17 protein-coding genes are annotated in these 23,411 nt (G+C 55.6%); 9 read left to right on the forward strand and 8 right to left on the reverse strand.

The window, feature by feature from the left end; genetic code table 11:
* Window positions 1-5 precede the first annotated feature (5 nt).
* The 3 genes from RBB82_RS18090 to RBB82_RS18100 all read right to left on the reverse strand — a co-directional run bounded on the left by RBB82_RS18090 (window position 6) and on the right by RBB82_RS18100 (window position 4,991).
* Window positions 6-416: a nuclear transport factor 2 family protein gene (locus RBB82_RS18090; RefSeq protein WP_433972139.1), complete on the reverse strand. Its 411-nt coding sequence runs from the start codon at window positions 414-416 to the stop codon at window positions 6-8.
* 96 nt (window positions 417-512) lie between these two features.
* On the reverse strand, window positions 513-4,079 hold the full coding sequence (locus RBB82_RS18095; RefSeq protein WP_433972140.1) for a polysaccharide deacetylase family protein: 3,567 nt from the start codon (window positions 4,077-4,079) through the stop codon (window positions 513-515).
* Window positions 4,080-4,217: 138 nt separating this feature from the next.
* Window positions 4,218-4,991, reverse strand: coding sequence for a glucose 1-dehydrogenase (locus RBB82_RS18100; RefSeq protein ID WP_433972141.1), 774 nt, complete (start codon window positions 4,989-4,991; stop codon window positions 4,218-4,220).
* A 176-nt stretch (window positions 4,992-5,167) separates the two neighbouring features.
* Between RBB82_RS18100 and RBB82_RS18105 the strand changes: the two genes are divergently transcribed.
* Window positions 5,168-6,562 (forward strand): ArnT family glycosyltransferase, encoded by a 1,395-nt coding sequence (locus tag RBB82_RS18105; RefSeq protein ID WP_433972142.1) that lies wholly within the window; start codon window positions 5,168-5,170, stop codon window positions 6,560-6,562.
* Window positions 6,563-6,890: 328 nt separating this feature from the next.
* On the opposite strand, the gene RBB82_RS18110 is transcribed toward RBB82_RS18105, so the two are convergent.
* Genes RBB82_RS18110 through serS form a run of 3 tightly spaced genes read right to left on the reverse strand, consistent with a single transcriptional unit; the run spans window position 6,891 to window position 9,354 of the window.
* Window positions 6,891-7,595, reverse strand: a complete 705-nt coding sequence (locus tag RBB82_RS18110; protein ID WP_433972143.1) for a LolA family protein — start codon at window positions 7,593-7,595, stop codon at window positions 6,891-6,893.
* 46 nt (window positions 7,596-7,641) lie between these two features.
* Window positions 7,642-8,022 carry a hypothetical protein gene (locus tag RBB82_RS18115; RefSeq protein WP_433972144.1) on the reverse strand — a complete coding sequence of 127 codons (381 nt, stop codon included), beginning with the start codon at window positions 8,020-8,022 and terminating at the stop codon, window positions 7,642-7,644.
* A gap of 3 nt (window positions 8,023-8,025) precedes the next feature.
* Entirely contained in the window at window positions 8,026-9,354 is a 1,329-nt protein-coding gene (serS, locus tag RBB82_RS18120; RefSeq protein WP_433972145.1) for a serine--tRNA ligase, read from the reverse strand.
* Window positions 9,355-9,622: 268 nt separating this feature from the next.
* Between serS and RBB82_RS18125 the strand changes: the two genes are divergently transcribed.
* The 5 genes from RBB82_RS18125 (at window position 9,623) to RBB82_RS18145 (ending at window position 16,329) form a co-directional block, all read left to right on the forward strand.
* Complete coding sequence (locus RBB82_RS18125) at window positions 9,623-10,528, forward strand: dihydroorotate dehydrogenase (protein WP_433975408.1); 906 nt, start codon at window positions 9,623-9,625, stop codon at window positions 10,526-10,528.
* A gap of 45 nt (window positions 10,529-10,573) precedes the next feature.
* Window positions 10,574-12,187 carry a bifunctional phosphoribosylaminoimidazolecarboxamide formyltransferase/IMP cyclohydrolase gene (gene purH / locus RBB82_RS18130; RefSeq protein ID WP_433972146.1) on the forward strand — a complete coding sequence of 538 codons (1,614 nt, stop codon included), beginning with the start codon at window positions 10,574-10,576 and terminating at the stop codon, window positions 12,185-12,187.
* 153 nt (window positions 12,188-12,340) lie between these two features.
* A complete protein-coding gene (locus tag RBB82_RS18135; protein WP_433972147.1) occupies window positions 12,341-14,434 on the forward strand; it encodes a tetratricopeptide repeat protein in 2,094 nt (697 codons plus the stop codon).
* A gap of 62 nt (window positions 14,435-14,496) precedes the next feature.
* Complete coding sequence (gene dgt / locus RBB82_RS18140) at window positions 14,497-15,639, forward strand: dGTP triphosphohydrolase (protein WP_433972148.1); 1,143 nt, start codon at window positions 14,497-14,499, stop codon at window positions 15,637-15,639.
* 60 nt (window positions 15,640-15,699) lie between these two features.
* On the forward strand, window positions 15,700-16,329 hold the full coding sequence (locus RBB82_RS18145) for a DUF4126 domain-containing protein (RefSeq protein WP_433972149.1): 630 nt from the start codon (window positions 15,700-15,702) through the stop codon (window positions 16,327-16,329).
* Between the two features lie 266 nt (window positions 16,330-16,595).
* Here the strand turns inward: RBB82_RS18145 and RBB82_RS18150 are convergent, their stop codons facing one another.
* Window positions 16,596-16,991, reverse strand: a complete 396-nt coding sequence (locus RBB82_RS18150) for a (R)-mandelonitrile lyase (protein ID WP_433972150.1) — start codon at window positions 16,989-16,991, stop codon at window positions 16,596-16,598.
* Between the two features lie 340 nt (window positions 16,992-17,331).
* The gene (locus RBB82_RS18155) at window positions 17,332-18,240 is read right to left on the reverse strand and encodes a M23 family metallopeptidase (RefSeq protein ID WP_433972151.1); all 909 of its coding nucleotides are present in this window, start codon (window positions 18,238-18,240) and stop codon (window positions 17,332-17,334) included.
* A 143-nt stretch (window positions 18,241-18,383) separates the two neighbouring features.
* Here RBB82_RS18155 and RBB82_RS18160 point away from each other — a divergent pair, with 143 nt between their 5' ends.
* The 3 genes from RBB82_RS18160 (at window position 18,384) to RBB82_RS18170 (ending at window position 23,392) form a co-directional block, all read left to right on the forward strand.
* Window positions 18,384-20,075, forward strand: a complete 1,692-nt coding sequence (locus tag RBB82_RS18160) for a 30S ribosomal protein S1 (protein ID WP_433972152.1) — start codon at window positions 18,384-18,386, stop codon at window positions 20,073-20,075.
* Window positions 20,076-20,267: 192 nt separating this feature from the next.
* Window positions 20,268-20,558, forward strand: a complete 291-nt coding sequence (locus tag RBB82_RS18165; protein WP_433972153.1) for a hypothetical protein — start codon at window positions 20,268-20,270, stop codon at window positions 20,556-20,558.
* Window positions 20,559-20,599: 41 nt separating this feature from the next.
* On the forward strand, window positions 20,600-23,392 hold the full coding sequence (locus RBB82_RS18170; RefSeq protein ID WP_433972154.1) for a carboxypeptidase regulatory-like domain-containing protein: 2,793 nt from the start codon (window positions 20,600-20,602) through the stop codon (window positions 23,390-23,392).
* Window positions 23,393-23,411: the final 19 nt, after the last annotated feature.

Raw genomic sequence — 23,411 nt, forward strand, 5'->3', positions numbered from 1 at the left:
GGTAATTAGCGTTTGTTGCTGTTGAGTTTGATGAATGTCTCCCAGGCAGCGCGTTCAACACGGTTGTGTAGCAACTTTCCGTCTTCGCGAACGCTCCAAATGGCAGTTCCGGTTAAGCTGATTGGCTGTTGGCCGGCAACCGTTCCCATCATGCCGTTGTTCTTGCCCGTAATACGCCAGAGCGATGCCACCCGGCTCCCGTCTTCATTCTGAAAGGTCTCGAGGACATCAAAGCCGAAGTCATTGATCTTCGATAAAAAGTCCCAGGCCCAGGCGATGAACCTGTCCCTTCCCCTAATCTCTACGCCTCCGGTGGTGATGATCGCATCCTCCACGACGAAGTCTGCGATGGCGTCAGGGTTTCGAGACTTCCAGACCGCTGTCCAAAAGTCCTCAACGATCTTGACTGAATTCATTCCGTTCTCCCTGCATCTGCCTTGCCGACTCAAGCTGATGAGCCTTCACACTCTATTGGATGCTTCCGGACGGATGTTCGATTGTGCAACGCCCGCCTAAGCACCTTCGGTCAGCTTCTCCGTGGCCTTCGACATCTTCGCCGTCCGCTCCAGCTTGTCCCAATTGAACGGCTTCCCGTCAATCGCGCGCTTCACCGTCTTCAGCAGCACAACCGAAAACAGCTGCCGATACGTAAACCGCTGTATCCAGATATGAAACAGCAGCCACCCGTCGCCCTTGCTCGCCGGATGCTTCCGTTCCAGCGCAAACGCCAGCGCCGAAGCCGCAAAATCGATCGCAAGAAACGCCGCAAAGAACGCCAGCAGCTTATAGAAACTGTCCGTCGACGCCGTCTCCGGATGAAAGTGCTTATCGATGATGTAGTGAATCACTCCGCCAACAAACATCAGGTCAATCAGCGGCGACACCAGCGGCAAAATAATCTGGAAGATCAAAATATTCGGCAGCGCAAACAGTCCCATCGCACGATGTTTGCTGATCGCTCCCTTATGTTTAAAAATCGCCTGCAGAATCCCGAACGACCACCGAAACCTCTGCCGCATCAAGCCATCCGCATTCACCGGAGCCTCCGTGAACGCCAGCGCCCGATCCTCATAGATCACGCAATACCCCTGCTCCAGCAGGTTCATCGTCAGGTCGGCATCCTCAGCCACCGTGTTCGAGTGATACCCACCACCCGCCTTCACCGGAGCAGTCCGCCACGCACCAATCGCCCCCGGAACCACCATCACCACATCGAACAGATCCAGCGCCCGCCGTTCAAAGTTCTGGCTCGTGATGTACTCCAGCGCCTGCCACCGCGTCCACAGATTCACGCGATTCCCCACCTTCGCATTTCCTGCAACCGCGCCGATCTTCGGATTCGCAAAGTGCGGCACCAGGTTCGCAATCGCATCATGCGCAATCACGCCATCCGCATCGATGCCGACATAAATCTCCTCATCGATCCGCTCCAGCGCGTAGTTCAGCGCATCCGCTTTGCCGCCATTCGGCTTACTCATCACCGTCAGTCGCCCCGACGCAATATCCGCCGGATACGCGGCCTTCGCCACGTCAAACGTATTATCCGACGATCCATCATCGATCACGATGATGCGGATGTTCTTATAAGACGACATCATCACCGAACGAATCGTCCGGACGATCACCTTCTCCTCGTTGTACGCAGGAATCAGCACGGCAACTCCCGGCTGATACTCCGGCGTCGCATAGTTCTTCCTCTTGCGGAACCGATCAATGATCGCGAAGATCCCGATAATAATGAGCCGCGCGCTCATCAAAATATCGCCGACGAAGAACACACCCACGACAAAGTAGTGGAAGAAGCTATAGAAGAAGAACGTAAGCGAATCAGCCCGCGCCTGCCAGCGTTGATGCGGCGTCAGCGCGGGCATTACCTCGGCCCGTGTCTTGCCCACCAGCTCCGACACCGGAACAATCTCATAACCCCGCGCCTTCAGGGCCTCAATCAACACCGGCAGCGCAGCAATCGTCGCCGACCGGTCGCCGCCGCCATCATGCAGCAGAATCACCGAGCCCCTGTTCCAGGGCCGCGTCTTCATATCCTCAATCTGTTGAAAGACGCTGTCAGTAATCTCCTGCGGAGACTTGCGCGGATGCTCATCCCAGTCATTCGTATCGATCTTGTTGCCGATAATGACGTAACCAAGCGCCTGAATCTTCTCCACCGGCGCAGCCTGATCGTTCGTGTCAGGCTCCTGATCGATCGAGTACGGCGGCCGGAAGTAGAGCGGCTGCACTCCAAGCTTCGACGCAAACAACCTCTCCGTCAGGTTCAACTCCAGATCCACCTGGCGATTCGAGATTTCGCTGATGTCCGGATGCGACCACGTGTGATTCCCAATCTCGTGCCCTTCGCGATACACCCGCTGCATCACGCCAACGTAGTCTTCGGCCACCTCGCCGATCATGAAGAACGTACCCTTCACGTTGTACTTCTTCAGAATGTCTAGAATCTTCGGCGTCCACTCGGGGTCGGGCCCATCGTCAAAGCTCAGCGCGACCTTCTTCTCCTGATAGCCATACTGCTCGACCGTGTACGAAAGTGGGTAGGAGTCCATCGACTCCTGCGTGATCATCCGATACTCCACCGGTATCGAAGTGTCATCATCCATGGTGACGACGCGCTTGCCTACCTGAGGCTTGCGCGTGACCCGCAGAATATCTCCCTCGCCCTCAGTATCGACATCATATCCAGGCTCAACGTCAGCCAGGTCTTTCACCGGGTCCGACTGCATCGGATGATCCCAGATCTTCCACAGCGAATTATCTTCCGAGCCCAGCCGCCACAGCGCGTACGTCTGTATCCCCACCGTACGAGCTGCTCTCATCTGGTTCTGAATCGTGACCGCATCCAAAAACCACACCGTATGTCGAATGCGCGCATCTTCATCATCGTATGAAAAATGCACATTCAGCGAATCGTCATCGAGATCAATCTGCGAGTCGGAGTCCGACGCTGCCTGCCACGCTTCCTGCGTCGATAGATCATGCGACGAGAGTATCTTTTCAGGCGCATCCGGCTTCTTAGCAGCCGTCTTGCGAGCACCTCGCTTCGTCGCAATCTCTGGCGGAGGCAGCGCCGTCGTCCAGTCGTAGCCATAGCTACCCAGCGAGCAGATCACCTTCTCCTTCGGAACCTTCTTCAAAACATTCTTCAGGTTGTCGAGGAACCAGTCTTGCGATGCGATCGGCCCCGGTCCGCTATCGGTCTGGTGTTCGTCGTAGTTCATCAGCAGCAAACCGTCGGAGTGATCCGCCATGAACTTCAAATCCCAATCATCGTCACCAACAGGCGTGTTCACGTAGAGGCGCAGATTGCGCGGATGAAAGTCCTCATACAACGCTGCAATCAAAGCCCTCAGACCGGGTTGCGCATTCGTAGGAATCTCTTCAAGGTCCAGTGAAATTCCACGATAGGTCGGATTTCCCGCAAGGAAGCTATGAACCTGCTGAACGAAGTGGGCCCGTGATGCATCGTTCGTCAGGAAGTCGCCAACCTGCGGCATGAACCTGCCCTTGTTCGGGTCGTAGTTGTTCACCAGTGGAAAGATATCCAGATTCACGTGGTTGGCAACGACTGTGCGCGCAACCTTGTCCTCACGGTCAACTTTATGAACGCCGTTACGATCCACAACATCGTAGGGGCGGTTGTCCTGGGTGTAGGAGGTCAGCTTTCCGTCCGGCGTAACCACGTGCAGCCACTCCGGAAACAGCAAGTCAACCTGGGCGATGTGCTGTTTCAGCGACGAGTAGCTAGCCGGGTCGTCCTCAACGTAATACGCCGCACGCAAACCTTCACCCGAGTTCAGAGGAACGTCGCCCGGCTTTACGTCAGTCTTACGGTGAGCCGATCGATGCAGCTTCTGCCCCGGCTTCACCACAGGCGTAGACTGATTCGCCAGCGCCCGGTAGTTGCGCTTTTGCGCCTGCAGAAACAGCTCCGGCAACGGCTTCATCCGCAGCAAGCCAATGACGAACACGCTACCAAGCACCAACCCCAGCAGGGCGAGTACGTCAAAGATTCGGCGCAGCCGCTTCCAGCGCTTGCGTTGTGGGTCGTAGAAGACTTGTCTGTTCATTGAGAGATACGTGCGACTCTGCGAGCGGGGTCAGTCATCATCGTATGGGGTCGAATGGCCTGAGTCAACGCACGGCGCCACCCACGCCGGCGTCGACTCAACAAGCGAACAAGATACTCTCTTTAGACTTCAACTCTCCTATTGCCTGTAGATGGGTGCTCCCATCGGCGCGCCCGTCGCCCCACCGTCCACGACGATCTCCGTGGCTTGCACGAAGGAGGACTCGTCAGAAGCCAGAAACAGAACAGCATTGGCCACCTCAAGGGAGGCGCCGACCCGTCCCAGCGGAATCGCTCTCCCCATCTGCTTGCGCAGTGCATTTTTCTCCTCGGGGCTGCCGGTAAGAGGATTCCAGACAGGCGTATCGATCGCTCCAGGCGTCACCACGTTGATTCGAACTCCTCGCGGAGAGAGCTCCGCGGCCATCACCCTCGCCATCGTGCGCACAGCGGCCTTGCTTGCTGCATATGCGCTGAAGCCCGGTCTCCCGTTTACGCTCTGAACAGAACCGTTGAAGATGATCGAAGCGCCGTCGTTCAGGTAGGGCAGGGAAGCCTGCACGATAAAAAAAGTCGAAGTCAGGTTTACTCGCAGGATCTTTTCGAACGACTCGACCGTCGTGGCTCCGACCGGCGTCGCATGGGCAATACCGGCATTGGCAAATACCACATCCAGTCTCCCAAATCGCTCTGCCGTTGCCGCGATCGACTTCTCTATGGCCGCGAAGTCCGATACATCTCCATTCATAACCAGAACCTCCGGGCCCAGCTCCGCTGCCACAGCATCCAGTCTCTTCTGGTTGCGTCCCGTGATTGCGACCTTTGCTCCTTCAGCAACAAACAATCTTGCCGTAGCTAATCCAATACCGCTGTTTCCGCCCGTAACCAGGGCGACTTTGCCCGCTAATCTCATCCGATCCCCACTTCTCTCTTCGAACCACCGTTAATAAAGACACTGCAACGACGGATTTATTCCCAACCGGCGAAACCGGGAGAGGACTTCATCCGGTAAATAGACCTTCACTGTTAAAGAACTGTTTTGGATTTCCATCCGTGGCTGTCCGACTCGCCACAGTATTATGCAGAGACATGACTGAAGGACGGGTGAAGACAGGTCTCAACGCTACTCTGGCGCTCATCGCCGGCTTCGCCCTGCGTCTTTGGTATGTCACACGTGCACCACGTATCGACGGCGACACTCTCATCTACGGCAACATCGCTAAGAATTGGATGCAGCACGACATATACGGATTCGCGACGACGGTGAAGGGACTCCAGCCGACCCTGATTCGTCTACCCGGTTATCCCCTCTTCCTTGCCGCGTGTTTTCGGGTCTTTGGCGTCGATCATTACGTTGCGGTCATGTGCGTTCAGGGCCTGTTCGACCTCTTCACCTGCCTGTTGATCGCTGCTCTGGCGCGAAGATTGTTCGGCCAGCGAGCCGCGTTGGTTGCGCTCTGGCTCTCAGCTCTATGTCCGTTCACAGCGGCCTATGTGGCGGCTCCTCTCACCGAGATTCTGACTCTCTTCACCATCACTCTCACGTTCTACAGCCTCGAACGTTGGCGCAGCGCCAGCCTCGGCTTCAACCGGTGGCTATGGGTAGTAGCCGTCACAATGGCCTACTCAGTCCTCTTACGGCCGGAGCAGGGAATGCTCCCCGCCGTCGTCGTCCCGGCGATGATCTGGATGGTTTGGAAGAGCCCGCAGCGGCTTCTTCTGCTCCAGAATCTCTCGCCCGTCGCGGTCGCCGCAATCTGTGTCGTTCTGCCGTTAGTCCCTTGGACAGCGAGGAACTGGCGCACCTTCCACGTCATCCAGCCGCTGGCACCGCGCTCCGCCTCCGACCCCGGCGAGTTTATTCCCCGCGGCTTTCAGCACTGGTATCGCACCTGGGCCATCGACTTCGCCTCCACCGAACAGGTCTACTGGAACTACGACAGCACCGACCTTCGACTTGGCGATCTGCCCACCCGCGCGTTCAACTCCGACGAGCAGTACGAAGCAACCGCCTCTCTCCTCTCCGACTACAACCAGAAAGACAATGCCACCCGGCCACTGGACGATCGATTCGAGGCCATCGCCGAACAGCGCATCCAAGCCAACCCCATCCGCTACTACATCGGTCTCCCCATCGCCCGTCTGATCAATATGCTCTTCCGGCCGCGCACCGAGATGATGCAGATCGGCCTCGACTGGTGGAACTGGCACGAATACCGATCCCAGACCCTCCTTGCCTACGGGATGGCAGCACTCAACTTCAGCTACTTCGCTCTGGGAGCCATCGGCCTCTGGCTATGGTGGCGTGCAGGGTGGGGCGTGCACGGAGCACTTGCAGCTGCAATGACGGCCTTCGTCGTCCTGCGCTGCACTCTGCTCCTGACCCTCGACAACTCCGAGCCGCGTTACACGCTGGAGTTCTTTCCGCTGCTGTTCGTCTGGGGTAGCTGCGTCTTCGCCCGCCGCGCCAAAATCCCGGGCTAGAGCAACGCCGGAGTTGTGCAGTGCCGCTCTCGCTTTTTGTTTGTCATTCCCGAAGGGGAATTCTGCGTTTGGAGTCTTCGAGGGAAAATGGACAGAGTTCTTGAAGAGGCTGTTCAAAAAAAATAGTTGAAAACAGTGGCGCATTTTTCGCGCGTCCTAAAGAGGTCTGCAAGCCACCATGTTTACCACGCAATTCACCACCAACTCACCAGCGAATTACCACGTTAAACACACCGCTTTTTCCAAAACACCCGTCAAAAACGCCCATAAATGAGCATTCCGAGGCCGTTCACCACGCCAGATTTTTTCCGCGGAACTTCCAAAAAATCTAGTGCTGATCCACGGTCGTTTTGTTGTCCGTCTTTATCTGATACGGCTTCGTATCGACGCCTTGGTTGTACTTGATATTCGAATACACCGCGGTCCGGTAATCTTCCGATGGCATATAGAAGCTTTGTTTCAACGAGATACCACGCTCCACATCCACCCAGATCGTCATATGCGTACAGTTATTTCGAATCGCCGGATCCTTCGGCACCAAATCCAGCTTGACAGTCTCTGTACCGTTGATCGTCTCTTCGCCTAAGTCCGAGATATTCCAGGCTTTAGCCAGATCCTTGCCGCTCCCGCCGAAGCCAAGTGTCAGAAAACTCTCCATCTGCGCCTGGTTTCCCTTCGAAGTGACAACTGTTAGATGATCAGTCCCCGGATCGTAAAGCCGCAGCACTCCATCGCGATACTCAAGAATCCTCGTGGTAGGTGAGATAATTCTCGCGCCCATCACCGTCTTCGCCCCGTCTTTCTTGAAGTAAATCGTGCCGTTCTGCGACGTGGTCTGCTTCACAACCTTCTCGTAGAGATCCCACTGAAAGGTCGCCTCAGCAGCCTGAAACCTAAGGCTCGCCGCGTCCATCTTGCGAAGGACTTCGTCCAAATGGCCGGCCTTAGGCTGCGCTGCCGCCGAGGCGAACGAAAGGCCTAACAAGGCGGTGCAGGCCAGAAATAACGCTGTTATGCGACGGATGCTGCTCATAAGTTAAACACTCCCGATGATTCGATGGTGCACGCGCAAACCAAGGCTAACGTAATACCCAGGCGTTGTACGCGATGATCCTGCCCTGCACGTCGCGGACAGGCTCGTAACGCTCCAGAGAGACTTCACCGGAGATTGGCTCGATGACACGAAGAATGGCGGCGCGGCGCTCAGCGTCCGTGTTTGCGCCATTCATGTCATCGGCGCGCACCTGGTAGATGAAGCGGCTGCTTCCACCAGATGTCCCCGCCTCTCGTACAAGAACCTCGCTGGCGTGAAGTGCCACTGTTTCGACCGGTTTGTCCTTGAAATCGATGAAATGGGGCGAGACAAACATGAAAATGAGGATGGCCGTCACCATGACGTCGTAGTGGAAGCTGCCTCGCTCGTAGGCCCAAAAAATGTAATTGCGGATTAGTTTGAACATGTTTTAACTCCGGCCTTGCTGCCTGCCAATGACGGTCTCACCGTTCATATAGGGCATCAGGACGTCTGGAACTTTGATTGTGCCGTCGGCCTGCTGGTAGTTCTCCAGAATCGCGAGATACGTACGGCCTACCGCGAGCCCGCTGCCGTTAAGAGTATGCAAAAACTCGCTCTTCTTTGCTCCTGCAGGTCGATAGCGGATGTTCGCCCTACGTGCCTGGAACGCCTCAAAGTTCGAGCAGGAGGAGATCTCACGATAAAGCTCTTGACCGGGAAGCCAAACCTCCAGATCGTACGTCTTCGCAGCAGCAAAGCCCATATCACCAGTGCAGAGAAGCATACGCCGATAGGGAAGTCCGAGCCGTTCCAGCACTGTTTCGGCATTGCGGGTCAGCTGCTCGTGTTCGGCTTCGGAGTCCTCCGGTCGAACGAACTTCACCAACTCAACCTTCTGAAACTGGTGCTGGCGAATCATTCCGCGCACGTCTTTGCCGTAAGAGCCGGCCTCGGAGCGGAAGCAAGGGGTGTATGCGCAAAAGGAGGTTGGAAGCTGCGACTCGTCGAGCGTTTCATCGCGAAATAGGTTGGTAACGGGCACCTCGGCTGTCGGGATGAGCCAGTGGTCGCTCTCCTGATAGGCGCCAGGTTGGTAGTTTCCATTGTCATCACAATGAAAGAGGTCCTCTGCGAACTTGGGCAACTGGCCGGTGCCGAAAAGCGACTTCGAATTGACCATGAAGGGCGGCAGGACCTCGGTGTAACCATGCTCGCGGGTGTGCAGGTCAATCATGAAGTTCGCAAGCGCTCGTTCCAGCCTTGCACCCTGACCAAAGTGGACGACAAAGCGTGAGCCGGAGATCTTTGCCGCACGATTGAAGTCCAGAATGCCTAGAGCTTCACCGAGTTCCCAGTGAGGTTTAGCAGGAAAGTAGAAGTTCGGTCGTTCTCCCCAGACCTTGTCTTCGCGATTCCCGTGCTCGTCCTTACCGACAGGTACGGAGGCTTGCGGAAGGTTGGGAAGTGCCTGGAGAATCTCCCGCAGCTTGTCGTCGGCAACCGCAGCCGAGGTTTCAAGCGACTCAACCTGAGATTTCAAAGCCTTTGTCTGTTCGGTTTGAGCGGTGGCATCTTTACCTTCGCGCCTGAGCTTGGAGATTTCTTCCGTCAATCGGTTCCGCTGAGCTTTGAGCGTCTCTACCTGGGTTATGGCCTCGCGTCGTGCTTGGTCGACGTTGGCAAAATCACCAAGAGCTACAGCAGGATCCATTCCCCTGGAGCGCAATTTTTCTTCAACAAGGGCCAGGTTGGCCCGTACAAATGCCAAATCGATCATCACTTGTATTTTAGCGTCTTCCCAGCCGAACGCGGGCGTCCGAACCCACCCAATCCCCTCAGCTGAACGCAAGGAGGAGCGCCGGTGTACTTGTCGCGTATTTTTTCTGAGCTATTCACCCACTCTGTTAGTGACAACTGCCGCGGTTTGAATGAGCAATTACATAAGTCAACAATGAACGTGGCCAATTGCGAACCGCTACACTTATATAAAGTATGAAAATGGGATCAGGACAGTGAACGCCACTGCGCGGAGCAAAGGCCCGGATATGCGGGTGATCGTAGCAGGAGTTGAGTTCGCCTCGCCGGTAATTGCGGCGAGCGGAACCTTCGGTTATGGGCTTGAATTTGAGGATATTGTCTCTCTGGGACGCATAGGCGGTTTCGTCACCAAAGGGCTCTCCCGCGAGCCGATGGCAGGCAATCCGGCTCCACGGATTATTGAGACCTCTGCAGGCATGATGAACGCCATTGGCCTGCAGAATATGGGCGTCGGGGCATTCATCGCGGAGAAGCTCCCCAAGCTACGGAGAACTCCGGGCGCAGTTGTTATCGCAAATGTCTTTGGCTTCACCATCGACGACTGTCTTGAAGTTATTCGCGCACTCAACGACGCTCCAGGCGTTGCTATGTACGAACTCAACGCAAGTTGTCCCAACACGAGTCATGGGGGGATGGTCTTCGGGACCGATCCTCCTCAGCTTTGGGAGCTGGTAGCAAGGTGCAAAGCAGTCGCCCAACGGCCGTTGATGGTCAAACTTTCTCCAAACGTCACCGATATCGGTTTGATGGCTCGTGTCGCTGCGGATGGAGGCGCCGACGCGGTCTCGCTGGTCAATACCTTCGTCTCTCTAGCAATTGATGTTGAGACGCGCCGGCCACGCATCGCCAATATCACCGGGGGATTATCAGGGCCCGCTATCAAGCCAATAGCTGTGCGGATGGTGCATGAGGTCTCGAAAAATGTGACTATCCCGATCGTTGGTATGGGAGGAATCGTACGTGCCGAGGATGCCGTCGAGTTCATGATGGCGGGTGCGACGGCTGTGCAGGTCGGAACCGCCAGTTACGCCGACCCAAGAGCAGTCGAGAACATCGCCGATAGGCTAAAACACTGGTGCATCGCCCATGATGTAGCTCGAGTCAGCTCTCTTACCGGGTCAGCCATCCTCTGAGAGAGGTAACGTCGTGTCTCTCGACTGGCTTAGAATAAGCAAGTGATGATTGAACACCGTACTGACCCTTCAGCCCCTGCGACCGATCTTCGCCCTATCCGCCGCGCATTGCTTTCAGTTACCGATAAGACAGGCCTAGTCGAGTTTGCCCGCGTCCTGAGCTCCTTTGGTGTAGATCTGGTTTCAACCGGGGGAACCGCGCGCGCGTTGCGAGAGGCTGGTCTGCCGGTACGCGATATCAGCGACCTGACGGGTTTTCCCGAGATGCTTGATGGTCGGGTAAAGACGCTCCATCCAAAGGTTCACGGCGGTATCCTACATATCCGCAATAACGCGGAGCATGTAGCTTCGGTCGCAGAACACGAGATCGAGCCCATCGATATGGTTGTTGTGAATCTGTATGCGTTTGAGAAAACGTCGCAGCGACCCGGCGTAGCATTTGCGGATGTCATCGAGAATATTGATATTGGCGGTCCGTCTATGGTTCGTTCGGCAGCCAAGAACTTCGCGGACGTCGCGATTGTCACCTCCGCCGCAGATTATTCGTTGCTCGCGGAGGAATTGGCTGGAAACTCCGGTAGCTTAGGTCATTCGACACGTTGGCGGCTCGCCAAGGCGGCATTTGCCGTTACTGCTGCATACGATGCTGGGATCGCGACGGCGTTAGAGAGTATCGAAACTCCTAGCGGTGCTGCCGTCTTTTCGCAAGAAAACTTGCCGACGACGATTCGAGTCATTGATCCGTTATCCAAGGCATTACGTTATGGCGAGAATCCCCACCAGAAGGCGGCTTTGTACACGGACGGGAGCGGTAAAGGTGTAGCGAATGCAAAGCAGCTTCAAGGTAAAGAACTTAGCTACAACAACATCGTAGATCTGGATGCCTGCTGGGAGCTAGTGAGTGAGTTTGATGAGCCAGCCGCTGTGATCATCAAGCATACCAATCCGTGTGGAGCTTCAACGGGGGCAACTGTTGTTGAAGCATATCGCCGCGCGCTCGAGGCCGATCCGGTGTCGGCATTTGGTGGGGTCATTGGCATCAATCGCGAGGTGGACGCTTCTGCAGCCGAGGAGATTGCCAAGCTTTTTGTCGAGGCGATTGTTGCGCCATCCTTTACCCCGGAAGCTCTTGAACGCTTCGCCACCAAAAAAAACCTGCGACTAATTGAAATTCTGCCGGCCGAGACGCCCCGTGTCCTCAAACAGGTTTCGGGTGGTCTGCTGGTTCAGGATGCTGACCGGTTGCGTCTCTCCGAGTCAGAGCTTCAAGTTGTCTCCAAACGCAAGCCCACCACGGAGGAGTTGCGTGCGCTACTCTTCGCCTGGCGAGTCTGTAAACACGTCAAATCAAACGCGATCGTCTATGCGCGCTTCAATCAGGGCCACGGCCAGACGGTGGGGGTTGGAGCAGGCCAGATGAGTCGTGTCGACGCTGCCAGATTTGGGGCAATGAAGGCAGTTCTCCCACTGGAGGGCTCAGTCGCTGCCTCGGATGCTTTTTTCCCGTTCGCGGACGGCCTTGAAACAGTTGCTCGGGCAGGTGCTACTGCAGTTATTCAACCGGGAGGATCGATGCGGGATGCAGAGGTGATCGAGGCCGCCGATAAGCTGGGCGTGGCGATGGTTTTTACAGGCGTCAGGCACTTTCGGCACGGATAATACTGCGGTTTTAAGGAAATGATGGATATAATCACCGGCATGCTGTGCAACCGGCCTGTCTATGCTCCCTGCATCCAAAGTGCGGATGGCGCCGTCTAACCAACGTCTAGTGGTAAAGATCTACTTCGATTCCGTAGGCACCAGGAAACTATCATGACTTTGCTTTTGCGTGCCTCTTCCCTTCGCCATCTTCGTCTATTGCCGGCCACTGCACTCCTATTTGCTGCGCACACGATGCTGGGTCAGGCCTCTTCAGCCTCCAAAAGTACGATCACTCCGACGACAGTTGTTCCCGATCGGGCATCCTCTTACTACCACTATGGCTTAGCGCGGCTGTATGAAGACATGGCAGTCAACGCGGGCCGGTCTGATTACGCAACCCAGGCGGTTGAGCAGTACAAACTAGCTCTGGACGCAGATCCGAACTCCCGGTTGCTTCAGGATGGTTTGGCTGACCTCTACTTCAAGATCGGGCGAATTCGTGAGGCAGTCACCGCTGCTCAGGACCAAGTAAGCAAAAACCCCGACGATATTGAAGCGCATACTTTGCTCGGGAAGGTGTATCTGCGTTCGCTGGGCGATATGCAAAGTCCGCAATCCGGCCAGATGCTTCAGTTGGCAATCACCGAGTATGAGAAACTCGCTCAACTGAAGCCGAACGATGTGGAGACGCATTTATTGTTAGGGCAGCTGTATGGCCTGAACCATGATTCGGCTAAGGCGGAGGCACAGTTCAAAGCTGCACAGGGTATCGACTCGAGCTCGGAAGAGGTTGCGCTTAATATGGCTCGTCTCTATAGCGAGCAGGGGGATGCGAAGCGCGCTGCTGAGGTGCTAAACGCAGTTCCAGTAGACGATCGCTCTCCTCGTGTCGAGTTTGCTCTTGGGGCTAGCTACGAGCAACTGAAGAAAAATAAGGATGCTATCGCTGCCTACCGCCGCGCACTTGATATGGAGCCCGACAACCTGGACACAGAGCGCGGACTTTCTAACGCACTGCTTGCAGATGGGCAACTGGATGAGGCTCTGAAGGTGCTGAATGGGATCGTTGCAGCGGAGCCGCAAGATGCTCAGTCCCAGATCCACATCTCCGAGATCGAGCGACGGCAGGGAAATTACGACGAGGCGCTGAAGACACTTGATAAGGCGAAGCCATTGGCTCCCGATTCGTTGGAGCTGACCTACAATGAAGCGCTCATCTACGATTCGCTTGGCCGCTACGACGACGCGACTGGTGTTCTAACTAAGCTGGTTACAGATTCGGCACATTCCGATGGAAAGTACACCGATGGTGAAAAGGCCAACCGGTCGATCTTCCTCGATCGTTTGGCTATCATATACCGCGAGGAAAACAAAACAGCAGAGGCTGTTGCTACCTATAAGCAGCTAATTGCGCTTGGTGGCGATTACGTTAAGAGTAGCTATCAAGGGCAGATCGACGCTTATCGCGACGCTCATCAGTGGAAAGAAGCCACTGCTGTTGCTGATGAAGCGGCGAAGGCGATGCCGAATGATCACGCGATCCAGTTGATGTATGCCGGTCAGCTTGCTGATACGGGAAAGGCCGACGAAGGAGTGGCTCTGGCAAACGCTCAGCTTGCCGCCACGAAAGGCACTCCGGATGAACGTGACTCACATCTTGCGCTGGCACAGATTTATACCCGGCTGAAGCGCTGGCAGGAGGCGACTGCCGAGCTGAACAGCGCTGAGGCGTTGGCCACGAAGCCGGATGAGAAGCTCTACGTCGCGTTCCTGAGAGGCTCGCTCTATGACCGGCAGAAACAGTACGATCTTGCAGAGGCTGAGTTTCGTAAAGCGCTTGCTATCGATCCTCAGAATGCGACGATCCTGAACTACCTCGGTTATATGCTTGCTGATCGTGGTGTCCGACTTCCCGAAGCGCTTGTTATGATCCGCAAAGCTGTCGATCTCGATCCTCAGAATGGCGCATTTCTGGATTCTCTCGGATGGGTCTACTACAAGTCAGGTCAGTACGCTTTGGCTGAAGAGAATCTCCGTAAGGCAAACGAGCGGATCAATACCGATCCAACTGTTCACGATCATCTTGGTGAGGTCTATGAGAAGACCGGCAACCTCAAGATGGCTGTGGCACAGTGGGAGCGTTCGATGACCGAATATGCTCACTCACTTCCTGCCGATGCCGATCCTGCGGATGTTGCCAAAGTTCAGCACAAGCTGGAAAACGCTCGCGTAAAGCTTGCAAAGGCTACGACCGCAGTCAAATAGCGACGGTCCCCGTTCAAGGCAGACATCGGTTCTGATGTCTGCCTTTACACTTGAATCTGACTATGCCATTCGATCTTCATCGCTGCGCGGTCGTTGCCGACCCGGACGATCTGCTTCTGACTCGCGTATATCCTGCGCCTTTTCGGCCGTCGCGGACTCCGTTCCAGCGTGACCGTGAGCGTATCGTGCAGGCCAGGGCCTTTCGGCGTCTCGCGGGCAAGACGCAGGTGTTCACGAGCCGGGCTTCCGATCACTTCCGCAGTCGTCTCACTCACACTATCGAGGTAGCGCAGATCGCCCGCGCAGCCGCGGCTGCGCTCGGCTTGCATGAGGATCTGGCCGAGACGCTGGCGTTGGTTCATGACATCGGTCATCCGCCATTCGGGCACGCTGGAGAGCGCGCGCTGGACCGCGCGCTGAAGCGTCATGGACGCGGATTCGACCATAACATTCATGCGTTGCGGATCGTCGAGCACTTTGAGCAACGCTATGCGGCACATCGCGGGCTGAATCTTACGCTCGGCGTTCGCGAGGGCATCATCAAGCACTCGCGTGATTACAAGGTTGAGAAGCACCCTGATCTTGCGGGCTATCTGTTGGACGAGCGACCACCGCTCGAGGCGCAGCTGATCGATCTGGCTGATGAGATCGCATATCTTACTGCGGATCTCGACGATGGAGTTGAGTCCGGTCTGCTCGAGATTAGGCACATCTGCGAGCATGTGGACATCGTTGCGCGATGCTACAAGATGGTCGAGCGAGTACATGCTGGTGTCGACGAAAAGTTCCTCTTCAATGAAGCGCTGCAGTTGATGCAAAACGTGCTCACTGACGATCTGATTGAAAATACTGCACGCAATACGCAGGCGATCGGGGCTGATTCGCTTGCGGATATTCGCAGGTATCCCACCCGGCTGGCGCTCTTTTCCCCGGAGGTGGAAGCGGAGCGTCTGCAGGAGAAGCGGTATTTGTACGACACGCTTTACACCTGCCCGGCCCTTGAGCACGAGCACGATAAGGCGGAAGAGGTCGTAACGGCTCTCTTCGACTACTGGATCAATGATCCGGAGGAGCTGCCGGTTGGCCACTTCGATGAGGTAGAGAAGGAAGGGCTCGCTCGGGTCGTTGCCGACTACATTGCGGGCATGACGGACAGCTTTATCCTTCTGCAGTACGCTCAGATCAAGCGCGCTGTCCGTAGCTGACAGGCACCGTGATTAATAAAGTGCCCAGTCCTTTTTGAAAGGCTGTACACTTTCAGCCAAATGAGCTTCAGTCCGGCAAACATCACGGCACTTGTTGTTGCTGCCAGCTTTGCCGCAGGCCTGAATATCTATGCCACCGTACTGACGCTTGGGCTGCTTGCGCGGACACAGTGGGTAGCGCTGCCTCCCGGCCTAGACTCGCTTGGCCACACCTGGGTTCTGGTGGTGTGCGGGATCATGTTCGCGATCGAGTTCGTAGCCGATAAGATTCCCGGCTTCGACGTGATCTGGAACGCGCTCCACACGGTGGTACGTATTCCTGTTGCTGCTTTGGTTGCGTATCACGCCAGTTCGCAGTTGTCGCCGCAGATGCAGGTGCTGGCGACGGCGATTGGCGCGAGTGTCGCGTTGGCCGCGCATGGATCAAAGACCGCTCTGCGTGCGGCGGTAACACCGAGTCCGGAGCCTATTTCTAATATTGCGCTGAGTACTACCGAGGATGCGGCAGCGATCGGTCTTACATGGTTTGCGACCCACCACCCGTTTATCGCAGCTTCGATCGCGGTGATTTGTCTGGGAGCCGCGGTTTTAGCTGCGCGTGCGCTGCTTCGGGCGATACAGAAACCCTTGCGGTGGCTGCTCGGTACCGATCTGGAGGAGACGAAGACTCCGATTGAGCCGACTCCTTGAGTGATGCGTCAGGAACAGGGGGTGGCCCCGGGGGTATCTATGTTAACTCATCCATTTGCAATAACTTACTGAAGTGGCTCCTTCTAAAATCGTCATTCTAAATATCTTGCAGGCAAATACGTCTTAACAAAGAGGTTGCGGTGCGGCTTTACTTGAAGCGATGTTCCTGATGGTGTATTGGTACGCCATACAGCAGATTCCTCCGCTTTGCTGCGGAATGACAACAAAAAGGAAAACAAAGCTATATACCGCATTCTGCTCTAACGTTATGCGTGATATTGAGCGTCCGTAACCTGCTCCATCCAGTCAACGACTTTGCCATCGAGTTTTTCCTGAACGGCGATGTGAGTCATGGCAGTGGTTGGTGTTGCCCCATGCCAATGCTTTTCGCCGGGTGAGAACCAAACGACATCTCCGGGGCGGATCTCCTCAACTGGTTCGCCTTCTCGTTGCGCCCAGCCCAAGCCGGCGGTGACGATCAAAGTCTGCCCGAGCGGGTGTGTGTGCCATGCGGTACGGGCGCCTGGTTCGAAGGTGACGCTGGCACCCTGGACGAGCGCCGGATCTGGAGCCTGAAAGAGCGGATCGATCCGCACCGTGCCCGTGAACCAATCGGCGGAGCCTTTGACAGAGGGTTGTGAGCCGCAACGTTTAATCTGCATAGTTCTATTATAGTGAGCTACCTATAACTCATACGCCACGGCTATGTTGCTGTTGATACTGGGGTTGATAGCTTTATGGGCTTGACAGCGAGGAAGCGCCGGTTTTTCGCGAGTCAAGAGCCGAGGACTTCGGAGCAGATGGCGGCAGAACGTAGGAGACTCGGCCGACTTGGGGTGGATTCGGCTGGGTTGAAGAAAGCGGTTCGCGCTTTCGCGCGAATAACCCACCCTTTGCGGTAAGACTGCAAAGGATGGGCCACCCTATCCTTGAGGCCACCCTATTATTGAGGCCACCCTATCCTCGGGGCCACCCGATTCTTGGGAGCTTTTTTCGGTGTTATCAGGGGCGCGGGCTGCTTAGCGGAGGTTGGGTTAGTTGGATTTGGAATAGTTTGGCGGGGTCTAGGTAGCTGCCTTGCCAGCGTACTCCCAGGTGAAGGTGAGGGCCGGTGGCACGACCGCTGGCGCCGCTCAATGCGATGAGTTGGCCACGGTGAACCTTTGTGCCGACCCTCACTTCAATCTTCGAGAGATGCATGTAGACGCTCATCAGGCCGAGGCCGTGGTCGATGACGACGCAACCTCCTTCAAAGTAGAGCGGCTTCGCAAGGACGACTCGTCCTGAGTTGATTGCGGAGACCGGGGTGCCCGTCTTTGCGTGATAGTCGAGGCCGCGATGTACGCTGGCTAGCTTTCCGTTGAAGATGCGTTGGCTGCCGAAGGAGTCCGTCATGGGAGCGACGCGGAGTGGTGGAAGGAAGTTGGAGGTCCACCCTGGCTTCGAGGACGATTGGGCAAAGGCTTTGTCTTTTACGATCTTGTCAGCGGCAATGATCTTTAGAGCTGCGGCGTTTGGTTCGACAAACTTGTCCGGCACGGTGAGAGGCACTTTTTCGTAGGGAGCTTCTGTTATCTCGAGGTCTTGTTGAAGCGTTCGGTGCGTTGATTCGGTGGGATCGATCTCGATTGCGAGGGGGTAGTGACCTGGGGTTGTCTCTATGTCGACTCCTGCGAGCGAAGACCAAGTTTGATGATCGGTGTTTGGAAAAAATAGGATCGGGTGACTTTGCCATGTGCCTGTGACTACAGATGCTTTGTTGTGCAGCACAACGGTGAGGAGGAAGGGCGATCCGTTCTGCAAGGCTGCAGGGGTGATGGCGATCGAGTCTTGACTGACTGGATTGGCGGATGGTGCGAGCGGGGCTGCGAAGAATGTCGCTGTTGCGAGAGCCAGGATACGCAGGATCATGAGAACTGAAGTCTAAGGTAAGTGCGAGCGTTTGAATGAAGTAATTGCTATGGAACCGTTGGAGCGCATGGCGGCGAGAGGCGAAGCACTGCGATGCGGTGATATTCTAGCCAAAATCAGTACGAATGAGGCCTCCGCTTTTCATGTCCAACCCTGGCAATCCCGATCACGAATCTTCTCTTGAATCCGCTGAGTCTACCGAATCTTTCGACACGATCCTTTCGCAGTATGAACAGACTCATTCGCGTCGATCCGGTGAGGGCGGCAAGCAGATATCGGGGACTGTTGTGTCGGTTACTGCTGATTCGGTGATCGTCGATATTGGGTATAAGACTGAGGGTGTGTTACCGCTTGCGCCGTTTCAAGCGGCTGGTGAGGCTGTGGAGACTGGCACTAAGTTGCTGGTGTCGGTGAAGGGGCGCAACGAAGAGGGATACTACGAGCTTTCGCGCCTGCGGGTGGAGCAGCCGAAGGACTGGAGCGCGCTGGAGAAGGCGTTCGAGGATAAGGCTGTGATCGTTGGAACGGTCACGGGTGTGGTGAAGGGCGGCCTGACGGTGGATGTTGGGGTGCGTGCGTTTATGCCGGGTTCGCGGAGTGGAGCGCGTGACGCGGCTGAGATGGAGAAGCTGGTTGGGCAGGAGATTCGCTGCCGGATTATCAAGCTGGATGCGGCGGAGGAGGATGTCGTCGTTGACCGGCGCGCGGTTGCGGAGGAGGAAGACCGCTCTACGAAGGAGCGTCGCTATGCGGAGACTCAAGAGGGCGATGTGATCTCTGGTACGGTGCGTAGTCTGACTGATTACGGCGCGTTTGTCGATATCGGTGGCGTGGATGGGTTGTTGCATATCAGCGATATTGCGTGGAGCCGCGTGGAGAAGCCAGCGGATGTGTTGACGGTGGGACAGCAGATTGAAGCGAAGGTGTTGAAGGTTGAGGCGGCGGGGAAGCGTATTTCGCTGGGGATGAAGCAGCTTCTGCCGCATCCGTGGGATGCAGTGGCAGGGAAGTATGTGACCGGGGAGCGCGTGCGTGGCACGGTGACTCGGGTGACCGACTTTGGTGCGTTCGTTGAACTGGAGCCGGGGATCGAAGGGATGGTGCATATCTCGGAGATGTCGTGGGCGAAGAAGGTTAGGAAGCCCGGCGATATGGTGAAGCGCGGGGATGTCGTCGAGGTGATGATTCTTGGCGTGAATGTTGAGGAACGCAGGATGTCGCTAGGGCTGAAGCAGACGCTGGGCGATCCGTGGATCGAGGCGGCGGAGAGATTTACGGCGGGTTCGCAGGTGGAGGGGCCGGTTGTGAGCTTTACGAAGTTTGGCGCGTTCGTGCAGCTGGCAGAGGGCGTTGAAGGGATGATCCACGTGAGTGAGATCAGCGCTGAGAAACGGATTGAGCGGCCGCAGGATGTGTTACGCGTGGGCCAGGTGGTGAAGGCGAAGGTGCTCGAGTTCGATAAGGAGAAGCGGCAGCTGAAGCTGAGTATGAAACAGTTGGTGCCGACGGGTCTGGACGACTATATCGCCGAGCATGCGCAAGGGGATGTGGTTTCGGGACGCTTGATCGACATCTCGGAGGAGCATGGGACGGTGGAGCTGGGCGAGGGGATTCGCGCGCGGGGGCGCCTGGTGGTGGAGGCTGCGGCGCCGGAGGAAGCGAAGGCATCGGCTGTCGATTTGTCATCCTTCAGCTCAATGCTGGCGGCTCGTTGGAAGAATGGACCCGCTGCGAGTGAGGCAAAGGCTGAGCCGGTTCGTGTGGGGCAGATTCGACGCTTCCGGATTGCGTTGCTCGATCGCGAGGCAAAGAAGATTGAAGTTCAGCTGGTGTAGGAAAATAAATAATAAGAATTAATTCTTGATAGCAGGTGGCGTGTAAGCTGCGCATTTTCAGTGTTTTTTCTGTTGATTGATGATGCTGCGAGGCGTGCGAAACGCACAGTCTTGACGGCCTCGCGGTCACATGCATGTAACGTCTTGGGATATATTAGATTCATCGTGCTGAGCCCATGGCCAAGACCGAGTATGCAAAGTTCGTGGAGGCTTCTCCTCGCTCTGCTTTGTGTGTTTCTGGTTGTTGCGACCGGGACGATCCAGGTAGTACACGCCCACCCAGTTGGGGATATCTCGCATGCAGACTGCTCACTCTGCGCCACCGCACATGTAACAGTGCAGGTGGTCGAGCCGCCTGTGACACTCTTTGTCACGGCCGTCGTAACAGATGTTGAAGCGTTTGTTTCGCCTATGCGGAACAAGACCTTCTCCACGTTTGCACTCTTCACCCGACCACCGCCTGCTGACACAGTTCTCGCCTAGAACGAAAGTCAAAAAAACAGGTCTAATCAAGGGGGTAGTGTATGCACACGTCAATACGACGGGTCATCTTCGCAGCATTTGTTATTTTGTTTGCACTTGGCAGTTCAGGTGTGTGGGCGCAGTCGGCCGGAAACGCGGGCACGATCTACGGTACTGTAACGGATTCAACTGGCGCCATCATTCCGGAAGCGACTGTGACTGCCGAGAATCCAGTTAGTGGTTACAGCAGGATTACAACGTCCGATAGCGCGGGGAAGTTTCAATTTACCAACCTGCCGCTCAATCCGTATCACGTTAGCGTGGTGGCGAAGGGGTTTTCCAAAAGCGTTCAGGATGTTGTGGTGCGTTCTTCGGTGCCGGTAACCATTAAAGCCAGCTTGAATGTGGGTGCGGCTTCGACGGTGATCGACGTTACGGGCAATGATCTTGTGGAGGATGATTCGACCTTTCACACGGACATCGATCGTGGACTTTTCAATAAGCTTCCGCTGGAGAGCCAGTCTTCTTCTCTCAGTTCTCTGGTGACGTTGTCGTCGCCTGGAGTTGCTGCGGACTCGAATGGGTTGTTTCATGGGCTTGGCGATCATGCGTCGAACTCCTTTTCGATTGACGGCCAGCCGATTACAGATCAGCAGAGCAAAGTTTTCTCGAACCAGATTCCCTCGAACTCGATCCAGTCGATTGAGGTGATCTCGGGCGCTCCGCCGGCGGAGTTTGGTGGCAAGACTAGCCTTGTGATCCAGGTGACGACACGGTCGGGTCAAGGAGTCACGAAGCCAACAGGCAGCATTTCGACTTCGTACGGCACGTTCGGTTCAGCGACTGGCGCGATTGATCTTAGCTATGGCGGGAAGAACTGGGGAAATTTCATCGAAGTCGATGGTTTGAACACTGGGCGCTTTCTCGATCCACCGGAGTTCACTGTGTTTCACGACAAAGGCAATGAGGTTAACGTCTTCGATCGCATCGACCGCCAGCTGACTGCTGTCGACTCGATTCATCTGAATCTGAACTACAGCCGGTCGTGGTTTCAAACGCCGAACGCCTTCGATAATTTAAATGTTCAGAACGTGGTCAGTGGCGGCGATGGAGCGAACCCAATCTTTGGGAACGTTGGCAATACCGATCAGCGTTCGAAGATCGGCACGTTTGATATCTCACCGACGTACACGCGCACGATTGGAGCAAATTCAGTCTTCAACTTTGGTCCATATATCCGCAAGGATCAGTATGACTACTATCCGAGCGGGAATCCTCTGGCCGATCTGGGACCGCCAAATCTGCAGAACCAGACCATCTCTCAGACTCGTTCGCTGACGAATGCAGGTGTGCACACCGATCTTTCGTATGCGAAGGGAATCAACAACATCAAGATTGGCGCTAACTACTCGCAGACCTTCCTGCGTGAGAGCGACACTCTGGGCCTCGTATCCAATACTTTCAACTCGCCTTGTACCGATGCTGCGGCGAATCCGGTGAATGGATTCAGTGATCCATCGCAGTGCCTGGCAGCGGGTTTCTTTCCGAACGACGGCGTACTCGCTGGGGCGCTGAGATCTCAAACCCTCGCTTTCAATCCTGTGCTGCTGCCGTACGATCTGACTCGCGGAGGCGGCCAGTTCAACTTTATTGGCCGTACCGATGTGAAGGAGTTGGCTCTGTACGTTCAGGACCAGATCAAGGCCGGCAACTGGCTCTTCAATGTCGGTATTCGCGGCGATCTTTATAACGGTTTGACGATTGCACGTCAGGCAGAACCTCGTGTGGGTGTTGCTTACAGTATTAAGCCGACCAATACCGTTTTGCGCGTCTCTTACGCGCGAACACTAGAGTCACCCTTCAACGAAAATCTTGTGCTTTCAAGCCAGGGATGCGGGAATGAAGTGCTTTCTCCATTGCTGCTCTGTACGTCTGGCGTGTCGGGAAATCTTCAGCCTGGGTTCCGTAACGAATTTCATGCTGGAATACAGCAGGCCTTCGGTAAGAATCTAGTCATCAGCGGTGATTACATCTGGAAGTACACCCACAACGCCTTCGACTTCAGCGTGCTCGGTAATACGCCGATCACGTTTCCGATCGACTGGCATAACTCGAAGATTCCTGGCTTTGCACTTCGTGCGGATGTCCCGAACTTTCACAACCTTTCGGCCTTCGTCGTTATGTCTTCAGTGGCTGCGCGGTTCTTCCCGCCGCAGGTTGCCGGTGCCGGCGCGACTGTTGGAAACGGCGGATTCCCCTTCCGCATCGACCACGATGAACGCTTCAACCAGACGACGCACCTTCAGTATCAGATCCCTGGAAAACATACTCCGTGGGTCGGATTCAACTGGCGATTTGACAGCGGTCTGACGGCTGGCTCGGTGCCTTGCTACAACGTTACGGATCCGAACAGTTTGTGCAATCCTGCGAATGGTGGGCCTTCGATCACGATCAACGGTCAACCGGGAATCGATCTCAGTGGCTTGACGCCGGATCAGCAGTTTCAGGCTGGTCTTACCTGTAACGGTGTTGCGGCGACTCCGACCCAGGGCATTGTGACCAATGGTCAGCCTCAGTGCCTGGCTTCAGAGCTGACTTCCAAACTGGTATCGATTCCTGCGCCAGGTACGGAAAATGATGATAAGCATCCACCACGTATCGCGGAGCGGAGCTTGTTTGATGCTTCGATTGGCCAGGACAATCTCTTCAACGGCGATAAGAACAAGTGGAGTCTTCGTCTGACTGGCGTAAACATCACCAACAAGTACGCTTTGTATAACTTCCTTTCGACGTTCAGCGGTACGCACTATGTAACACCGCGTGCTTTGACGGCGGAGCTTGGGTTCCACTTTTAGAAGCAATACTTGAATACAA

It is taken from the genome of Tunturiibacter lichenicola, assembly GCF_051013355.1.
Classification (GTDB): domain Bacteria; phylum Acidobacteriota; class Terriglobia; order Terriglobales; family Acidobacteriaceae; genus Edaphobacter; species Edaphobacter lichenicola_F.

Coding starts and splice junctions, on each gene's coding strand:
- RBB82_RS18090 (WP_433972139.1), bottom strand. CDS start 416: ATGAATTCAGTCAAGATCGTTGAGGACTTTTGGACAGCGGTCTGGAAG.
- RBB82_RS18095 (WP_433972140.1), bottom strand. CDS start 4,079: ATGAACAGACAAGTCTTCTACGACCCACAACGCAAGCGCTGGAAGCGG.
- RBB82_RS18100 (WP_433972141.1), bottom strand. CDS start 4,991: ATGAGATTAGCGGGCAAAGTCGCCCTGGTTACGGGCGGAAACAGCGGT.
- RBB82_RS18105 (WP_433972142.1), top strand. CDS start 5,168: ATGACTGAAGGACGGGTGAAGACAGGTCTCAACGCTACTCTGGCGCTC.
- RBB82_RS18110 (WP_433972143.1), bottom strand. CDS start 7,595: ATGAGCAGCATCCGTCGCATAACAGCGTTATTTCTGGCCTGCACCGCC.
- RBB82_RS18115 (WP_433972144.1), bottom strand. CDS start 8,022: ATGTTCAAACTAATCCGCAATTACATTTTTTGGGCCTACGAGCGAGGC.
- serS (WP_433972145.1), bottom strand. CDS start 9,354: ATGATCGATTTGGCATTTGTACGGGCCAACCTGGCCCTTGTTGAAGAA.
- RBB82_RS18125 (WP_433975408.1), top strand. CDS start 9,623: ATGCGGGTGATCGTAGCAGGAGTTGAGTTCGCCTCGCCGGTAATTGCG.
- purH (WP_433972146.1), top strand. CDS start 10,574: ATGATTGAACACCGTACTGACCCTTCAGCCCCTGCGACCGATCTTCGC.
- RBB82_RS18135 (WP_433972147.1), top strand. CDS start 12,341: ATGACTTTGCTTTTGCGTGCCTCTTCCCTTCGCCATCTTCGTCTATTG.
- dgt (WP_433972148.1), top strand. CDS start 14,497: ATGCCATTCGATCTTCATCGCTGCGCGGTCGTTGCCGACCCGGACGAT.
- RBB82_RS18145 (WP_433972149.1), top strand. CDS start 15,700: ATGAGCTTCAGTCCGGCAAACATCACGGCACTTGTTGTTGCTGCCAGC.
- RBB82_RS18150 (WP_433972150.1), bottom strand. CDS start 16,991: ATGCAGATTAAACGTTGCGGCTCACAACCCTCTGTCAAAGGCTCCGCC.
- RBB82_RS18155 (WP_433972151.1), bottom strand. CDS start 18,240: ATGATCCTGCGTATCCTGGCTCTCGCAACAGCGACATTCTTCGCAGCC.
- RBB82_RS18160 (WP_433972152.1), top strand. CDS start 18,384: ATGTCCAACCCTGGCAATCCCGATCACGAATCTTCTCTTGAATCCGCT.
- RBB82_RS18165 (WP_433972153.1), top strand. CDS start 20,268: ATGCAAAGTTCGTGGAGGCTTCTCCTCGCTCTGCTTTGTGTGTTTCTG.
- RBB82_RS18170 (WP_433972154.1), top strand. CDS start 20,600: ATGCACACGTCAATACGACGGGTCATCTTCGCAGCATTTGTTATTTTG.